Source organism: Herbaspirillum sp. (assembly GCF_017744395.1).
In the GTDB taxonomy this organism is placed as follows: domain Bacteria; phylum Pseudomonadota; class Gammaproteobacteria; order Burkholderiales; family Burkholderiaceae_D; genus Herbaspirillum.
In genome coordinates, this window is record NZ_JAGIBI010000001.1 from 963,397 (window position 1) to 979,617 (window position 16,221).

The 16,221-nt window shown below is 63.3% G+C and carries 14 protein-coding genes and 1 tRNA gene; 2 read left to right on the top strand and 13 right to left on the bottom strand.

Annotated elements, in window-relative coordinates:
- Nucleotides 1-51 precede the first annotated feature (51 nt).
- The 6 genes from J7548_RS04330 to J7548_RS04355 all read right to left on the bottom strand — a co-directional run bounded on the left by J7548_RS04330 (nucleotide 52) and on the right by J7548_RS04355 (nucleotide 4,405).
- Nucleotides 52-1,716, bottom strand: a complete 1,665-nt coding sequence (locus tag J7548_RS04330) for a methyl-accepting chemotaxis protein (RefSeq protein WP_290970830.1) — start codon at nucleotides 1,714-1,716, stop codon at nucleotides 52-54.
- A gap of 294 nt (nucleotides 1,717-2,010) precedes the next feature.
- A complete protein-coding gene (locus J7548_RS04335; RefSeq protein ID WP_290970833.1) occupies nucleotides 2,011-2,235 on the bottom strand; it encodes a hypothetical protein in 225 nt (74 codons plus the stop codon).
- Between the two features lie 239 nt (nucleotides 2,236-2,474).
- A tRNA-Pro gene (locus J7548_RS04340) sits at nucleotides 2,475-2,551 on the bottom strand.
- 125 nt (nucleotides 2,552-2,676) lie between these two features.
- Nucleotides 2,677-2,919, bottom strand: coding sequence for a hypothetical protein (locus tag J7548_RS04345; protein ID WP_290970835.1), 243 nt, complete (start codon nucleotides 2,917-2,919; stop codon nucleotides 2,677-2,679).
- A 222-nt stretch (nucleotides 2,920-3,141) separates the two neighbouring features.
- Nucleotides 3,142-3,939, bottom strand: a complete 798-nt coding sequence (locus J7548_RS04350) for a hypothetical protein (RefSeq protein ID WP_290970838.1) — start codon at nucleotides 3,937-3,939, stop codon at nucleotides 3,142-3,144.
- 262 nt (nucleotides 3,940-4,201) lie between these two features.
- Nucleotides 4,202-4,405, bottom strand: coding sequence for a hypothetical protein (locus J7548_RS04355; RefSeq protein ID WP_290970841.1), 204 nt, complete (start codon nucleotides 4,403-4,405; stop codon nucleotides 4,202-4,204).
- A gap of 325 nt (nucleotides 4,406-4,730) precedes the next feature.
- Between J7548_RS04355 and J7548_RS04360 the strand changes: the two genes are divergently transcribed.
- Together J7548_RS04360 and J7548_RS04365 are read left to right on the top strand one after the other, a co-directional pair.
- On the top strand, nucleotides 4,731-5,894 hold the full coding sequence (locus J7548_RS04360) for a glycerate kinase (protein WP_290970844.1): 1,164 nt from the start codon (nucleotides 4,731-4,733) through the stop codon (nucleotides 5,892-5,894).
- Nucleotides 5,895-6,421: 527 nt separating this feature from the next.
- Nucleotides 6,422-7,450, top strand: a complete 1,029-nt coding sequence (locus J7548_RS04365) for a hypothetical protein (protein ID WP_290970845.1) — start codon at nucleotides 6,422-6,424, stop codon at nucleotides 7,448-7,450.
- Nucleotides 7,451-7,504: 54 nt separating this feature from the next.
- On the opposite strand, the gene J7548_RS04370 is transcribed toward J7548_RS04365, so the two are convergent.
- From J7548_RS04370 to J7548_RS04400, 7 genes are all read right to left on the bottom strand, one after another.
- Complete coding sequence (locus J7548_RS04370) at nucleotides 7,505-8,923, bottom strand: mannose-1-phosphate guanylyltransferase/mannose-6-phosphate isomerase (protein WP_290970848.1); 1,419 nt, start codon at nucleotides 8,921-8,923, stop codon at nucleotides 7,505-7,507.
- A 122-nt stretch (nucleotides 8,924-9,045) separates the two neighbouring features.
- Nucleotides 9,046-10,377, bottom strand: a complete 1,332-nt coding sequence (locus J7548_RS04375; protein ID WP_290970851.1) for a UDP-glucose/GDP-mannose dehydrogenase family protein — start codon at nucleotides 10,375-10,377, stop codon at nucleotides 9,046-9,048.
- A complete protein-coding gene (locus J7548_RS04380) occupies nucleotides 10,378-11,691 on the bottom strand; it encodes a lipopolysaccharide biosynthesis protein (RefSeq protein WP_290970854.1) in 1,314 nt (437 codons plus the stop codon).
- Nucleotides 11,682-12,644 carry a glycosyltransferase family 2 protein gene (locus tag J7548_RS04385; protein ID WP_290970857.1) on the bottom strand — a complete coding sequence of 321 codons (963 nt, stop codon included), beginning with the start codon at nucleotides 12,642-12,644 and terminating at the stop codon, nucleotides 11,682-11,684. The genes J7548_RS04380 and J7548_RS04385 overlap by 10 nt, the downstream gene beginning before the upstream one ends.
- A gap of 66 nt (nucleotides 12,645-12,710) precedes the next feature.
- Nucleotides 12,711-14,072, bottom strand: coding sequence for an O-antigen ligase family protein (locus tag J7548_RS04390; RefSeq protein WP_290970860.1), 1,362 nt, complete (start codon nucleotides 14,070-14,072; stop codon nucleotides 12,711-12,713).
- Nucleotides 14,069-15,079, bottom strand: coding sequence for a glycoside hydrolase family 16 protein (locus tag J7548_RS04395; protein ID WP_290970862.1), 1,011 nt, complete (start codon nucleotides 15,077-15,079; stop codon nucleotides 14,069-14,071). Before J7548_RS04395 ends, J7548_RS04390 begins: the two co-directional genes overlap by 4 nt.
- A gap of 16 nt (nucleotides 15,080-15,095) precedes the next feature.
- Nucleotides 15,096-16,205, bottom strand: a complete 1,110-nt coding sequence (locus J7548_RS04400) for an acyltransferase (RefSeq protein ID WP_290970864.1) — start codon at nucleotides 16,203-16,205, stop codon at nucleotides 15,096-15,098.
- Nucleotides 16,206-16,221 lie beyond the last annotated feature (16 nt).

Sequence of the window (16,221 nt, forward strand, 5' to 3'; positions counted from 1 at the left end):
CGTGGAAATGAAGTGGATTTACCCCCCTATTGCGCGAGGTCAAGCAGGCGCTCAAACCTTCGCAATCCTCGCGGTGCCGGCTTGCCGCGCCGGCGCCGCCTGGACTGCCGCCCCGGAAGATGCCGCCGCCGGCGCATGGCCGGAACGGTAGCCGACGCGGAAACCGCCCCAATGCTTGCCGTTGACATAGATCGGCACCGACAGGTCGTGCATCACCTCCCCGGTATCGCGCTTGTATGTCTGCAGCAGGAAAGGCTTGGTATTGGCCCCGCAGCGCTTGCCGGTACGGTCGCTGAAGATGCGTTTGGTGCGGTTGTTGACCAGGTCGATGTCATAGTTGCCCGTCAGCGGCTGCGAAAACTTCTTGTTATGCGTCGGGAAATAGCCGTTGTTGTCGACCGCGCCGGCATAGGCCAGTTGCGGCATCTGTTCCAGGAGGGCCTCCTGGATCTGCGGCAAGACACGGTCGGTAAAGCCGTCAAACTGCGTGGAATGCTTTTGCGGGGAGGTGTTCGGGATCGGCTTGTAAGTGCGGTCGAACAGCGCCGCTTCAGAGATGCGGCCGGCGGCGATCGACTCCTCGAACAGCCGCCCGACCCGATGCGCCCCGTCCGCCGCCGCGATACGGATCGCATCATGGACCGTTTGCGCGCCGCTCTCGGCGATCGCCTCGAACACGATTTCGGCGCGCTCAGACAATGCCATCGCCGACGCCGCCACGCGCGGCAGTTCGGCATCGGTTTGCAGCATGCCGTTGCGGATGGCCGAGATGGATTCGGCGATATTCTGCGTGGTCTGCACGTGCTCGCGCGAAGCCAGCGCGATCTCCTCGATCTGCTCCTGCGACTGGCCGGCCGAACGCTCGATGCCATTGAGCAGCGCATGCACCTTCTCGACATTCCGGGCCGCCTCGAGGACACGCCCGCTCAAGGCATTCATGCCCGACGCGGCGCGCTCGGCCTCTTCGTTGATGGCGCGCACCATCACGCCGATATCGTCGGTGGCCTCCTTGGTGCGCTGCGCCAGCTGGCGCACCTCGCCCGCCACCACGGCAAACCCCCGCCCCTGCTCCCCCGCGCGCGCGGCCTCGATGGCGGCATTGAGCGCCAGCAGGTTGGTGCGGGCTGCGATCTCGCTGATGACTTCGGTGATGCCATGGATGCGGCGCGACTTTTCCTGCAACTGCGCCATCATGCCGGACGCCGCCTGCGCATCGGTGCGCGCCTGGCCGATCTGTTGCAAGCCACGATCGACCTCGGTACGGCCGCTGACGCTTTCCGAGCGCACTTCGGCGGCGATGGCCGAAGCGCGTTCGGCATTGGCGGCGATCTGCTCGGTGGTGGCCGCATTCTGCTCGGCGCTGGCCGCGATGTTGTTGGCGGCGTCGACATCCTTGCTGATCTTGCCCTTGATGGAATCGACGAAGAAGGAAGTTTCGGCCGCGCCGATCATGATGTGGTCGATCTCGTTGCCGATCTTCTCGACCAGTTGCGCGCCGCCCGGCTGGCGCCGTCGCTGCGCGAGGGAAAAACATACCAGGGCAACGAATACCGCCAGGCAAGCCCGCAATGGAGCCCCGAGCGCCTCGCCGATACGCAATGCATCCAGCGCGAAAGCCAGTCCGCATCCGGCTACCAGCCCCGCCAGCCAGGGCAGCGATGCGATGCCCCAATACCTCACACGGCCCTCCGAGGCCCCAGCCTTCAACTTTGCCATCGATTGTCTCCCCGCGGATATTCCGCTTTTATATGCATGCCAGCTTCAAGGTCAAGGCGGGCATGGCTGCGCGCACAACGAGCCGCATTGTCCAAAATGTAGAGCGGATAACTTACGCATAGCTTATAAAGTACATGGCTGACCGGATGTTTTTTCAGGCGCCCGGAGGATTTTTCATTGCTGAAACGACATCATTCGTGGACTTGGAGATAACGAAAGAGGAAAAAGAGCATAAAAAAACAGCGGCGCTGGGCCGCTGTTTTTTACTATATCTCCGAGACTCCTGCCGTATCCTCAGCGCCAGCCCCGATGCCAGCCATACTGCGGATGGTGCCATCCCCACCCATAGTACGAATGGTATTGCCATACATAACCTGGGCCTGGAGATACATAGGTAGGTTCAACGTACACCACGCCGGGCGGCGCGACATAAGCCGGCCGCACGGTCGGCGGCGTCACGACGCAACCGCCCAGGGCGAATGCCGCGGCGACGGCCGGAATCAATGCGAGGATTTTCATTTTTGCGCTCCTGATCTTGTTTGGCGAATTTATTTTCCGGAGAGTCTGGCCCGGGTTCCACATATCATTCGTGGTGATCAGATAACGCCCAAGGCGGGAGCGATGTGGACGTGAAATTGTGTGTTTGTGTAACGCTTGCGGGAATGAAAAACCAAACGACCTAACGAAAAAGCCGTCGACAGAACATATCTGACGACGGCTTTTTTATTTGCATCAACTGCATGCAAACATTCATTTTTTGGTCGGGACGGAGTGATTCGAACACTCGACCCCTTGCACCCCATGCAAGTACGCTACCAGGCTGCGCTACGCCCCGACTGAGTCAGCAATTATAACAGGCCAAGTGTTTTCTGTTCAACTATTTCTCAAGGCCATCAATATTCTTTTGATGCGCACTTGGGAATCCGAAGCAAATCATCCCTTCCCCCGCAGGTTACCGCCCTAACGAACCCTGGAGCGGATGATGTGCATCTCCTCATCCTCTTCATACTCCAGGAAGCCTTGCGGAGTGCGGCGGAACACTTCCCTGCCGGCGCGCGTCAGGTTGAAGGCGCCGCCCAGGTTGGGAATGCCCAGCCCCTTGGAAATCACGCTCTTGACGATACGCCGCGGGACAATGCGAAATTCGCCTTTGAATACGCTGTACATCCAGCGCAATTCTTCACCAGTCAGTTCCATGTTCATGTGAATGCCCCCTTTGCCTTGCGGAAACAATATAAATCCTAGCATGAAACATTTTGATTTTCCGCAAGGAAACGTCCATTCCCCTCGAAAAGCCTTGCCATTCTTAGCACGGTATAAATGAAACGCTGGGGAAACGTTGGAATTTGGAGGAAGCTTGCCGTTACGCCATGCCTGGCAGGCAATGAAGAAAGCGGCCAGGGGGCTGCGCCGCCATGGCGGAATTCAGCCGCCGGTGCTGAAGAATTCCTTCATCAGGAATGCCTGCAGCCCTTTCGTGTCGGTCTGGCGCGCAGACAGCACGACCACCCGCCCCAGGCGCTGCGAATCCCAATTGAAATCGCCGGAATAGTATTTCCGGATCAGCGCGATCATGCTGTCCACCACCGCCAGCTCGACATTGCCGCCGGGGCCGGCATCGACCTCGATCAATTGCCGCTGGCTGTTGCGCTGGTCGGTGGTCCAGCCGCGGAAAGAATACTGGGCCACGCGCGGCCCCTTGCTGACGATCTCGAACACGCCGTTGGTGCCGCGTCCGCGCCGCTCCTGGAAAGCGATATTGGCCTTGGCGATATCGTTGGCGGAAGGGTTTTCCGCCGCGCGCGCCGCCGCGTTCTCCTTCGCCGCCGCATCCTCCAGCGCCTGCCTGCGCTCGCGGTTGCGGTTGATCATCGAACTGAAATCCATTTCAGGCGCCGTCTGCGCCACCGGCGGCGTCGTGCCCTCGGGAGTGGCCGGCGCCTGCGTGGCACGCGCCGGTTCAGTCTTGCGCGGGGCCGCCGCGCTGCGTTTGGGCGCGGCCTTGGACGCCTGTTTCTTCGGCGGCGCCGGGGTTTTCTGCGGTGGAGGCGATGCCGTCGGCGGTTCGGGCTTGGGGATTGGCGCGGGCGGCCTGAGGAAGGTCACTTGCAGCGGCGCATCCGGCTTGCCGGAAATGTCGGTGCGGGGAGGCTCATTCAGCTTTGCCCGCAGCACCATGAACACGCCGGCGTGGATCAGCACCGACAGCACGAGGCCGAGCACGGTTCGGCGCCGTGCGCGAGAAGCTGTGTCGGTATCGGTGAACGGACTGAAAAAACTCATACCTTGCGGCAGCGGTTCCTGATATTCGGTGCAATGGAGGCAAAAACGGCAACGGGCTCGGACTGGAGCCGGCCCGCAGCGCCCCACGCGCCATCAGCCATGTGCCATTTTGAAGACGCAATATTTTAACGTTTTGTGCGTCCCAATGCGCCCGGGTTCCTTGCTTTTTTCAGTGCCGGAACCGCAAGGCGCCGCCAGCTCATCAGTGGCGCCAATGTCCCCGGCCGCCCCATCCGCTGCTGTAACCGAAGTAGATGGATGTCGAGGGATAGGAATAGTAATACGGATACGGCGCCTCATACACCGGCTGCGCCGGATAAGCATAATAAGAATCGTATGGCACCGCCACACAGCCGCTCAGCAGCAACATGGCGAGTGCCGCAAGCAGGTAAAGAAAACGCTTCATGGCTGTACTCCTCCGGCACGCAAAGCCGGTAACTGATCCAATATGCCGCAGCAGCCCAGCGGCATCCATTGCCTTTACCTTTTGTTACGCAGCCCTTGCACCGGCCGGCATTTCCCGCGAGAAAACCGCATCTGCACTCTCTAGTGCTTATACCCTGGGTTCAATAATCGGATACGGCTCTGCTTATATAATTGCCCGGTATGCCGCACGCTTGCCATCCGGGCCAACCCGCTGCGACACGCAACCAGAACAAACAGAGAGACTCCCGCAATCCAGGCAACCGCGACGGCAACGCCGCCATGGGGCCGTTTTCAAACAAGACATCATGACCACCAGCACATCGCCACGCCCCCCCATCGTCGTCATCGCCCCCGATTCCTTCAAAGGATCGCTGAGCGCTGAAGAGGTCGCAGCCGCCATCGGCGCCGGCATACAGGCCGCCATTCCCGGCGCGCAGGTACGCCTGAAACCGATCGCCGACGGCGGCGAAGGCACGCTGGATGCGCTGATGCATGCCGGCGGCGAACGCCTGGCCGTCGCCTGCCGCAACGCGGCGGGACAAGTGGCCGACAGCCCGGTCGGCATCCTCAAGGACGGCAGCGCGGTGATCGAATCGGCCGCCATCGTCGGCCTGACCGATGCCGCGGGCGTCGCCGTACCGGTGGAACAGCGCAGCACGCTGGGTGTGGGCGATGCCATGCTCAAGCTGCTGGACCGCGGCGCGCGCCATTTCCTGGTCGCCCTGGGCGGCAGCAGCACCAACGACGGCGGCGCCGGCCTGTTGTGCGCGCTCGGCCTCAAGCTCTACGATGCGGCCGGCGAAGCCGTGCCGCCGGTGCCGGCGCAATTGCACAAGGTCGCGCGCATCGATGCCTCCGGTATCGACGCCCGCGTCAGGGAGGCGAAGATCGTCGCCATGTCCGACGTCGACAATCCCTTGTGCGGAGAGGAAGGCGCCACCGCGGTGTTCGGCCCGCAAAAAGGCGTCACGCCGGAACAAGTCGGCGTGCTGGATCGCGCGCTGGGCCACTTCGCCGCGGTGCTGGAACAGGCGCTGGGACGTTCGGCCAGCGGCAACCCCGGCGCCGGCGCGGCCGGCGGCCTGGGCTACGCGTTGCTGATGCTGGGCGCGGAATTCCGCTCCGGCGCCGAAACGGTGGCCGACCACATCGGCCTGGACGAAGCGCTGGCCGGCGCCGACTGGCTCATCACCGGCGAAGGACGCAGCGACGCGCAGACCCTGCACGGCAAGGCCCCCTTCATCGCCAGCCAGCGGGCGCGCAGCAAAGGCGTGCCGACCACGCTGCTCTCCGGCGGCATCGACCGCAAATCGCTGGGCGAACTCCAGGGCAGCTTCTCGGGATGCTTCTCGATCGTCTTCGGCCCCGGCTCCCTGCAGGAGGCGATCGCCAACGCCCCGCATCTGCTGCAAGACAGCGCCGGGCAAATCGCCCGGCTCTGGCAAACCGCCGCCGGCGCGAAGCGATAGGCGCGAGCAAGCATCTTGCATTTCCCACAGGCGGGGTTCCCTTTAGCCGTTGCCGCCAAAGTTGTTCACACAATTCGGGGACAGGCCTGTGGAAAAGCTGAGGAAAATTCACCCAAGCCATTGATTGGCAAACGTTTTCCCACAGCGGCGCAAAGGCGTGCAAAACGCCGGTTGCGCCATCCGCCGCAATCGAAAATGCCTCCTCCGGCAGCCTCTTGCGGCAATTTTCCCCTCCTGTAGCCGCTTCCCTCCACTTATCCCCAGAAAATGGGGGCAAGCCTGTGGAAAACTTTTGGAAGAGCAACTTAAGCGATTGATATCAATCGTTTTTCTGTTTCTGTACGCAGTGCATGCATCAATGCGGCGAACAGGCGGATTACTCAAAGGCAAGAAGGTCGCCGCCAGCTGAATTTCTACACGCGCCGGAAATTTTCCCGAGCGATACCGGTCTGTCCATGAGCCCCTGTGCAATACGGCCAAGACCGTGCCGGCACACAGGAAACCTCTTCCAACCATAAGGCTGATGCATGACGATCCTGTACTACCCCTCGGTCGAGGGTAATCCTTATTGGGAAATGATCCGCTCCCGCATGGAAGCGCGAGGACATGAAACACGCCTGTGGAATCCCTGGGATTTCCCGCAACAGGCGCAACCGATCCTGCATCTGCACTGGATCGAATCCATCGGCATGGACCGCCTGACCCGGCGCAGCCTGCTGGCGACCCGCCTCGCCTTCTGGCGCCTGGAAAACCAGATCAGGCTGGTGCAGCGCGCCGGCGGCAAAGTGCTCTGGACCGCCCACAACGCCCAGCCGCATGAGCAGCGCAGCGACCCGCGCAGCCGGCTCGTGGCGGACTGGATCGCGCGCATCGTCGGGCAGGTGGATGTGATCGTCAGCCTCTCGGCCATCGGCGTGGACGCCGTCCATCGCGCGCAGCCCAAGGCCCGGGCCCCGGTCGTGGTCATCCCGCACCAGAACTATATCGGCCAATATCCGGCTGGCGATGGCGCAGCCTATCGTCAGTCCATAAGCATCCCGGCCGATGCCAAAGTGATGGGCATGATCGGCCTGATCCGCCCCTACAAGGAAATCGAGCGCGGCATCGCGCTCTTTCAGGAAGTCGCTGATGACAACGCCTGGCTGCTGGTGGCCGGCAATTGCTTCGATCCCGCCTTGCGCGAGCGCCTGGCCCAGCTCGCGGCGTGCACGCCGCGCGTGGTGCTGGCGGTGAGCCACCTGAGCGACCGGCAATTCGCCGATGCCCATGCCGCCTGCGACCTGATCCTCGTGGCCCAGCGCAAGATGCTCAACTCCGGTTCCGTGATCTCGGCCTTGTCATTGGGCGCGCCGGTGCTGTCCAGCCCGATCGGAGCCTTGCCCGAACTGCAGGAAATGGTGGGCGGCGAGTGGCTGGCATTGAAGGACGACATCACCGCCGGCGATATCGCCGGCCTGCTTGAACGGGGACGCCCGGCAGGCGCGCCCGACCTCTCGGCGCTGGACATCGACCGCATCGTCGATGCCCACCTCGATGCCTACGGACTGGCGCGGTAAACAATAACGGCCCGCGCTCCGCAAAGGAGCACGAGCCGCAGCCTTGCAGGCGATTCAGACGCGCTTGTAGATATCCTCGAAGCGCACGATGTCATCTTCCCCCAGATAGCTGCCCGACTGCACCTCGATCAGGTGCAGCGGCAACTTGCCCGGATTTTCCAGGCGATGGGTAATGCCGACGGGCAGGTAGACCGATTCGTTTTCGCTCAGCAGCTTGGTCTCTTCCCCGCGCGTCACCAAGGCGGTGCCGCTGACCACCACCCAGTGCTCGGCGCGGTGATGGTGCATCTGCAGCGAGAGTTTTTCGCCCGGCTTGACGATGATGCGCTTGACCTGGAAACGATCGCCCTCGGCCACGCTCTCATAACTGCCCCACGGGCGGAACACGCGCTTGTGGTGGAGGTGCTCGCTGCGCCCGGACGACTTCAGGGTATCGACGATCTTCTTGACGTCCTGCACCTTGTCCTTGTGCGCGACCAGCACCGCGTCGTCGGTCTCGACGATGATCAGGTCTTCCACACCCAGCGCGGCCACCATGCGGCTTTCCGCGCGCACCAGGGTATTGGAGACATCCTGCAGCAGCACGTCGCCGCGCGCCACGTTGCCGTTGCCGTCGCTTTCCTGCACGGCCCACAGCGCGCTCCATGAGCCGACGTCGCTCCAGCCGATATCGGCCAGCACGACCACCGCCTTGCGGGTCTTTTCCATGACCGCGTAGTCGATCGATTCGGAAGGCGTGGCTTCGAAGCTGGCCTGGTCCAGGCGGCAGAAATCGAGGTCTTCGTAGCCTTTGGCGACCGCCTGTTCGACCGGCGCGGCGATATCCGGGCGATGCGCCTTCAGTTCTTCCAGGTAATCGGCGGCCTTGAACAGGAACATGCCGCTGTTCCAGGAATAGCTGCCCTCTTCCAGGAAGCCCCTTGCGGTGGCCAGGTCCGGCTTCTCGACGAATTTGTCCACCACGAAGGCGTCGCCGACGCCGGCCACCGGCTTGCCCCGGCGGATATAGCCGTAGCCGGTCTCGGGCACGGAAGGCAGGATGCCGAACGTCGCCAGGGCGCCCCCGGCGACCGCTTCCGAGGCACGCGACACGGCATCCTGGAAGGCTTCGACGTCATTGATCACATGGTCGGCCGGCAACACCAGCATGACGGCATCCGGATCTTGCCTGAGCAGCAGATGGGCCGCGGCGGCCACCGCCGGCGCAGTGTTCTTGCCGACCGGTTCGAGCATGATGCCCAGCGGCTTGACGCCGATCTCGCGCATCTGCTCCGCCACCATGAAGCGGTGGTCGTTGCCGCACACGAACAGCGGCGGCATGATCTCCGGCCAGCCGCTCACGCGGGCCACGGTGTCCTGCAGCATGGTGCGCTGGCCCACCACCGATATCAGTTGCTTGGGCAAGGCCGCGCGCGACAAGGGCCACAGACGGGTGCCGGAACCGCCGGAAAGGATGACGGGATAAATTTTCATAACGTCCTCATAAAATCAGGTGTTGCACGCTTGTTTCCGTAGCTCGGGCACAGGTTGCGGCGTCGTTCCAATGGTCATTGGCGCCAATACTACACCGGCCCTTCGATTCCAAACCGACAATATCAACGGCGGCCGATGGCAAAGTATTCGATCCCGCGCTTGCGCATCTGCTCCGGCGCATACAGGTTGCGGCCGTCGAAAATCACCGGGCGCCTGAGGCTGCGCTTGATCGCATCGAAATTGGGCACGCGGAATTCCTTCCACTCCGTCACGATCACCAGGGCGTCCGCCCCTGACAAGGCCTCCTGCGGCGAGCCGGCATAAGACAGCCGGTCATCGTTGCCATAGATGCGGCGCGCCTCGTCCATCGCCACCGGGTCGTAGGCGCGCACGCGCGCGCCCATCCGCCACAGCCCTTCGATCACGACCCGGCTCGATGCCTCGCGCATATCGTCGGTATTGGGCTTGAACGCCAGGCCCCAGAGCGCGAAGGTCTTGCCGCCAAGGTCACTGCCGAACTGCGCACGGATCTTGTCCAGCAGGACATGCTTCTGCGCCGCGTTGGCCTCCTCCACCGCATGCAGCACCTTCAGCTTGCGCCCGCCTTCGTCGGCCGTGCGGATCAGCGCCTGCACATCCTTGGGAAAGCAGGAGCCGCCATAGCCGCAGCCCGGATACAGGAAATGGAAACCGATGCGCGGGTCCGAACCGATGCCGATGCGGATCTGCTCGATGTCTGCCCCCAGGTCGTCGGCCAGATTGGCCAGTTCGTTCATGAAAGAGATGCGCGTGGCCAGCATGGCGTTGGCCGCATACTTGGTCAATTCCGCCGAACGCACATCCATCACGATCACGCGGTCGTGGTTGCGGATGAACGGCGCGTAAAGCTCGCGCATGATGCCGATGGCCCGGTCGCTGTCGGCGCCGATGACAATGCGGTCGGGACGCATGAAGTCTTCCACCGCCGCCCCCTCCTTCAGGAATTCGGGATTCGACACCACGTCGAACGGCATCGACGACACCTCCAGGCCGCGCCCGGCCAGCTCCTCGCGGATCGCCGCACGCACCTTGTCGCCGGTACCCACCGGCACGGTCGACTTGTCGATTACCACCTTGTAACCGTCCATGTGCCGGCCGATATTGCGCGCCGCCGACAGCACGTACTGGAGGTCGGCCGAACCGTCCTCGTCCGGCGGCGTGCCGACGGCGATGAACTGCAGTTCGCCGAAAGCCACCGAGGCCTCGATGTCGGTGGTGAAATTCAGGCGACCGGATGCGACATTGCGTTGCACCATCACCTGCAAGCCGGGTTCATGGATGGGAATGCCGCCCTCGCGCAGGATGCGGATCTTGCCTTCATCCAGATCGAGGCAAAGCACGTCGTTGCCCATTTCCGCCAGGCATGCGCCGGTGACCAAGCCGACATAACCGGTACCGATAACAGTAATCTTCATTCACTTTCCTTCATCAACATAAATTGTGTTCGCCGGCGCAATCCCGTCGGGGACGTCCTTGCACCGGAACGCCGCCCCCCACAGGATCGCCGCCAGCAGGAATTGGGCGAATACGAAGGCGCCGATCAGCCCCGGCACGCCCTTGAGCCAGACGCCCGCCACCAGCACGAAACCGAAACCGACCGCCGCCACGCCGTAAATGACGGCGCGTATGCCTTGCCGGCCGGCGCCGGTCAACGCATCGGCCGCCGGATACTGCAAGGCGATGAACGGCAAGGACAAGGCCAGCCCGGCGGTCACCTCCACGCTGCCGGCGAAATCGCGGCCCAGCACATGCGGCGCCAGCAAGGCCGCGCAGGCGACCATGGCGCCGGACAGCACGCCGGCGCCGAACAAGGCTGGCGCCACGCGCAGTGCATACGCCCGGCTGGCGGCCATGCCGTTGGCGCCGTGCTGGAAAAATTTCGGATAGAAAATGCGCGTCATCACCTGCATCGGGAACAAGCCCAACTGCAGGATGCGGGATGCGGCGCCGTACACGCCCAGGGAATAGGCATCGGCGAAGCGCGACAGCACCATCCGGTCCAGGTTGCTTTGCATCGCGCGCGCGCCCTGGTTGGCGCAGAACAGGAAACCGCTCTTCATTTCCCCTCCAAGCAGGACCCAGCGCGGCGCGCCGTACAAGCGCGCCCCCAGCCAGGCATAGAACGCCATCATCGCCACCGACTGCACCGACAGGCAGACGATCCACTCGTCCAGCGCATGGCGTTCCAATACGATGAAAAACAGCAGCGCCGCCACCAGGCGTGCCACCACGGTAGCCACCCGCACCCAGCCGGCGCGCGCGGTCTGCGCATGCGCCACCATCGCCAGCTCGGTCGATGCCGACACGCGCGCCAGGCCGATCTCCGCGAACAGTGCCAGCGCGATGAACGGCAGCGCCACCTCCACCCGCAGGATGCCGGCGGCCACCAGCGTGCCGGCCAGCACCGCGACCGGCAAGGTGAGGGCGATGCCGAGCAGCATGTTGCCGTAATAGGTGCCGAACGCTTCCTTGTTGCGCGATACCGCCCGCACCAGCAGGTCGGCGCCGCCCATGCCGATCGCTTCGACGCCGACCGCCACCACCGCCAGCAAGGCGGTGTAGCGGCCGAACTGTTCCACGCCCAGGCCGCGCGCGGTCAGCGCGAAGGTGACCAGTTGCAGGCCCAGCGCCCCCATGGTCGGCACCATGGTCGACGCGATGGTCCAGATCCTGAAACGGCTCTCCAGCCCGGAGAGCCGGGATGCCAGGACGGCCGGCATTAGCGGCATGTCTTTTGCCCCGGCTCTTCCGGGCGCGCGTATTCGACGAATACATCGCCGAAATGCGAAGCCCAGCGTCCGCGCACCTTGTCGTATTCCAGCAGCCAGCCGACCAGGGGCGATTCCGGTTCGCGCCGGAACAAGGGATAGAACGGCAGGCGTGCCGTGATGCCCAGCGTCTTGACGAAGGAGCGCGCCGACTTGCCGCCGATGCTTTCCCAGCGCACCGCATGGTTGCCGACACGGTAGCGGCGCTGGCGCATCCACTTGAAACCGGCGCGCGATTGCGGCACTTCCTCGTTGATCCAGGCGGCATCCGACCATGCCATCGGATGGCCACGATAGAACAGCTTGCGGAAAAACACCGTATCGCCGCCGCCGGACAAGCCGAATTTGTCATCGAACAAGGGGCGCGGTTCCCCGGCGATTGCCTGCATGTCGATCAGGAAATTGCAGGAGCAAAACACGAACGGCTTGCCCTCCAGGAACTGCTTCTCCACCGACCAGTAGCGCGCATATTTCTGCAGGTGCCGGGCCTCGTCCGGAAACACCGGCCGCACCGGCCCGCCCACCACGGCGGCCTGCTGCGCGGCCTGGGTCTTGAGCAGCTCGGCCAGCCATTGCGGCGACGGCCATTCGTCGTCGTCGATCATCGCCATGAAGCGCACGCCCAGGCGGGCCGCCTCATCGAACACCGCGTTGCGCGCGGCGGAAATGCCGGGCGTGGTTTCGACCAGGTAGCTGGCGGCGATGCCGCTCCTGGCGGAAAAGGCCGCCACCGACTTACCGACCTCGGGATCGCTGCCGTCGTTGTCGGCGACGATGACCGTCGCCGGCCGCCCCAGCGCGGCGACGGAAATCGCAATATGTTCAAGCAGGCGCTCCAGCGACGGGCGGCGCTTGTAGGTGCACAGGCCAATGGCCAGCGAGGCACTGGGATTCGTGTTGTGGACCGTCGTCATGATCAGTCATCTCCATTGGAAAATGGTTGAAGGAAGGATGGGGAGGATTGCGGCCGGTGGCCGCGCTTACCTCTTCATCACCGTTGCGCGATGAGCTTGCGCGGCGCGCTTCCCCTTCCCGGCTGCAGCATCGGCTGCAATACCGGCTGCGGCGCTCTCTTCTTCCTGCTTCATCGAGAGCGCGCGCAGGAAGATCATCAGGAACCAGCCGAAGCCCGCGATGAACACCTCGTGCGTTTCGACCAGGCCGTGCGCCATGTTGAAAAATGCGATCCCGGCGCACACCAGGGTCATGCGGTCCTGCCTCAGGAAAGGCGAGACGATGCCCAGATAGATCAGCACGCCGGCAAAGGCGAAGACGCCGAAGATCCCGCCATCCCCGAATGCGCCCAGGAAGGCGTTGTGGGGCGTGACGATCGCCCCCAGTTCGGTGAGCCGTATCGCCATCGGCGTCGTCAGTTCCGACAAGGCCGTATAGGCGCCCGGCCCTTCCCCGAGGAAAGGGGTGTTGAGCATCGAATTGAAGTACAGGGACCAGACGAACGTGCGCCCGGTAAAGGTGGCATCGCGCCCCAGGGCGGCCAGGATCTCGGGCATCACGAAAAACCCGAATACCAGCATGCAGCCCAGCGCCAGCAGCACCGTCGTCACCCCCAGGGCGGGCGTGACCTTCGAGCGCAGCAGTTTCACCAGCCCCAGGTAGCCCAGGGTGAGGATGCCGGCCACCAGCGCGCCTTTCGAACCGGATTTCCAGACGCAGACCGCGGACAGGAGAATCATCAGCACCGGCCACACCCAGTTCTTCCTGGTGCACATCCCGGCGGAGACCAGGAGGATCAGCGTGGCGATCCATCCCAATTGGTTCTTGTTGGTGAATACGCCTCGCCAGACCGAGCCTGTCGTCCCGTAATCGACCGCGCCGATCTTGGGCACCAGCACCGACAGCAACACCGACAGCACGATCAGGATGACCGACATGCGGAACAGCCACTTCACCGATTGCCGCGCCGGCAGTTCAAACGGGATCACCGCGGCGGCCAATGCGCAAAACGTCCACAGGATCAGGCTGCGGATCGACGTGAACGGCGCGATGCCCAGCACGGAAGCGAACAAGCCGACCAGGAAGAACGGCAGGAAAGGCAGCAGCGCCTTGGCCAGGAAGTCGAAACCGGCCCGCGCGACATGCAGGCACAAGGCCAGCAGCACCAGCAGCCACAACAGGTACTGGAACGGGATGCCCATGGCCTTTTCGTTGATCATGGTGTCGACGCCGCCGAAGGTGCTGGCCGGATACAGCCATGCCGAGGAGAACTGCACGATCGACATGACCAGCAGCAAGGTCCAGAACGGCCCTCTGCCGCGGCTGTGCGTGGCCGCAGCCCGCTCGCGCCGGGGCTTGGCGGCATTGATGGTCTCTGTATGGCTCATTGTCCCTGGCATGTCATCACTCCATTGGCCGCCGTAGTGCAGGCGGCCGGGTCACCCATCGTGTAGGCGGCGATATGCTTCACGTCGAACTTGACCGGCATCGGCGCATCGGGCGTCGCCATGCCGACCCAACTGCCGCCGACGGCCAGATTGACGATCATGTACATCGGCCGGTCGAATCCCGGCGGCGTGGAAATCTGCGCCACCGGCTTGCGGTCGATGTAGTACACGATGCGCTCCGGCGTCCACAGCGCGCCATAGGTATGGAATTCGTTGCCGAACCCGGCCAGCGCGGTGCGGCAGCCGGATGCCTTCAACTGGCCGCCGGGTTCCTTCCAGTGGACGGTCGAGACGATCTTGTCCGGCACATGGCCGGGCGCTTCCATGATGTCCAGTTCAGGCGGCCAGCTCTTGTCCCAGGGGAGCATCCAGAAGGCGGGCAGCAGGTTCTTTCCTTCCGGGACCTTGCCGCGCATTTCGAAATACCCGTACAGCTGCAGGAAGGATTTGCGCGTGGTCAGCAAGCCCGACGTAAACAGGAACCCCGGCAAGGCATTGGCCAGCTCCGCCGGGACGCGGTCGGCCGTGATGGTCAAGCCGTTGCCGGCGCGGAAAGGATTCAGGCGCAACGGGATGGGGGCCGTCCCCTTGTAATTCTGGTCGACATAGATCTGCTGCTCGTGCGCAGCCGGCGCGGTGCGCTTGACCACCCAGTCGTAACCCAGCCAGCGCTGGTTCGCGTCGTCATAGCCACCGTCGTAATGGGGAGTCCAGCGGCCCGAGTCCAGGTCCAGTTTGGCGAAATCGTCGAAGAAGGTGCGCCGCAGCGACACCGTCGCGCCGCCTGTTGCGGACACGGGGACGCAGCCCGGTACGGCGGCCTGGGTCGGCACCGGCAGGCTGATGGCTTGCTGCGCCTGGCCGGGAGCGGCCTCGAACAAGGCGACGCATGCCGCGAATGCGGTGCCGGCAGGATGCATACGGAAGAAAAGGGTAAATGGTTTCATGGAAAAGTCCGTCCATTCATGGCGCTTCATGTTGATCTTGTCTGATCGCCGCCTGCCGGCGGATTTGCCCGCCCTGCCGCTGCGTCAGCCTTCGGTTTAGATATCGGGTCATCGGTTTTTCAATCAAAACGTGAGTTGCGCAACCGACGAGCAAAGAAAAGACGCAACTCAGTGCCACATAGAGATAAGGATCGCCAAGCCCGCTCCGCTTCCAGAACACCGCCACCAGGTTCAGCGCAAAAGGGTGAGAGAGATACAGGGCATACGAGGCATCGCCCAGGAACACCAGCGGCTTGCCGATTCCTGTCGCATGCGGCGGCTGTTCGGGCAATACCGCGCCGGCGCAGATCGCCAGCGCCGGCAGCCCCATCCACAGGAAACGCACCGCCCAGTGGTGGTTGGCGATGCCCATTTGCATCAGCGCGAACATGGCCGCGAACCCCGCGGCGATGAGCGCGACCGAGGCCGCCGTGGAACAACGCGCGCCCTTTTCCCGCGCCATCGCCAGGCCGATGCCGAGCAGGAATTCCAGCATGATCGGATTGCTCCAGAACGACATCGGCAGGCTGGCAAACGTATCGAACAGACCGAGGACGGCAAGGCCGCCGATGGCCACCGCCACGAACAGCAGGCCGGCCCTGCGCGAAAACAGCAAGGCCAGCGCGAACACCACATAGAAGAAGAATTCGTAATTCAGGGTCCAGCCCAGCATCAGCATTGGATAAGGCTTGCCATACGGATTGGCGTACGGCAGGAACACCAGCGAAGCCAGGATATGGTCCAGCGACATCAGCGGATGCTGGATATGGTCCGAAAAAATGAAGGCGGCCACCACCATGGCCGCGGTAAACAGCCAGTACGGCGGGACGATGCGCACCAGGCGCCGGGTGAAGAACTTCCCGGCGGCGCCGGCGCGGCCGAAGTCGCCGCTGGAGATGGAATACATGATGAAGCCGCTGATGACGAAGAAGATATCCACCCCGCCCGCCAGGTAAATGCCGTTCCAGGGAACGTAATCCGCGCCGACGAAGCGCATGTTCCCCGCCTGGTGCTGCACATGGCTGAGCAGCACCATGGCGGCGGCAAGGAAACGCAGGATTTGCAGGTTGGGAAGCATCGTCTTCATTTGCATCGCTTTCGGT

Bases quoted from the DNA above. Each gene is read 5' to 3' on its own strand.
- J7548_RS04385 (WP_290970857.1), bottom strand. From the start codon at position 12,644: ATGACGACGGTCCACAACACGAATCCCAGTGCCTCGCTGGCCATTGGC.
- J7548_RS04395 (WP_290970862.1), bottom strand. From the start codon at position 15,079: ATGAAACCATTTACCCTTTTCTTCCGTATGCATCCTGCCGGCACCGCA.
- J7548_RS04365 (WP_290970845.1), top strand. From the start codon at position 6,422: ATGACGATCCTGTACTACCCCTCGGTCGAGGGTAATCCTTATTGGGAA.
- J7548_RS04380 (WP_290970854.1), bottom strand. From the start codon at position 11,691: ATGCCGCTAATGCCGGCCGTCCTGGCATCCCGGCTCTCCGGGCTGGAG.
- J7548_RS04345 (WP_290970835.1), bottom strand. From the start codon at position 2,919: ATGAACATGGAACTGACTGGTGAAGAATTGCGCTGGATGTACAGCGTA.
- J7548_RS04390 (WP_290970860.1), bottom strand. From the start codon at position 14,072: ATGAGCCATACAGAGACCATCAATGCCGCCAAGCCCCGGCGCGAGCGG.
- J7548_RS04335 (WP_290970833.1), bottom strand. From the start codon at position 2,235: ATGAAAATCCTCGCATTGATTCCGGCCGTCGCCGCGGCATTCGCCCTG.
- J7548_RS04330 (WP_290970830.1), bottom strand. From the start codon at position 1,716: ATGGCAAAGTTGAAGGCTGGGGCCTCGGAGGGCCGTGTGAGGTATTGG.
- J7548_RS04375 (WP_290970851.1), bottom strand. From the start codon at position 10,377: ATGAAGATTACTGTTATCGGTACCGGTTATGTCGGCTTGGTCACCGGC.
- J7548_RS04355 (WP_290970841.1), bottom strand. From the start codon at position 4,405: ATGAAGCGTTTTCTTTACCTGCTTGCGGCACTCGCCATGTTGCTGCTG.
- J7548_RS04400 (WP_290970864.1), bottom strand. From the start codon at position 16,205: ATGAAGACGATGCTTCCCAACCTGCAAATCCTGCGTTTCCTTGCCGCC.
- J7548_RS04370 (WP_290970848.1), bottom strand. From the start codon at position 8,923: ATGAAAATTTATCCCGTCATCCTTTCCGGCGGTTCCGGCACCCGTCTG.
- J7548_RS04360 (WP_290970844.1), top strand. From the start codon at position 4,731: ATGACCACCAGCACATCGCCACGCCCCCCCATCGTCGTCATCGCCCCC.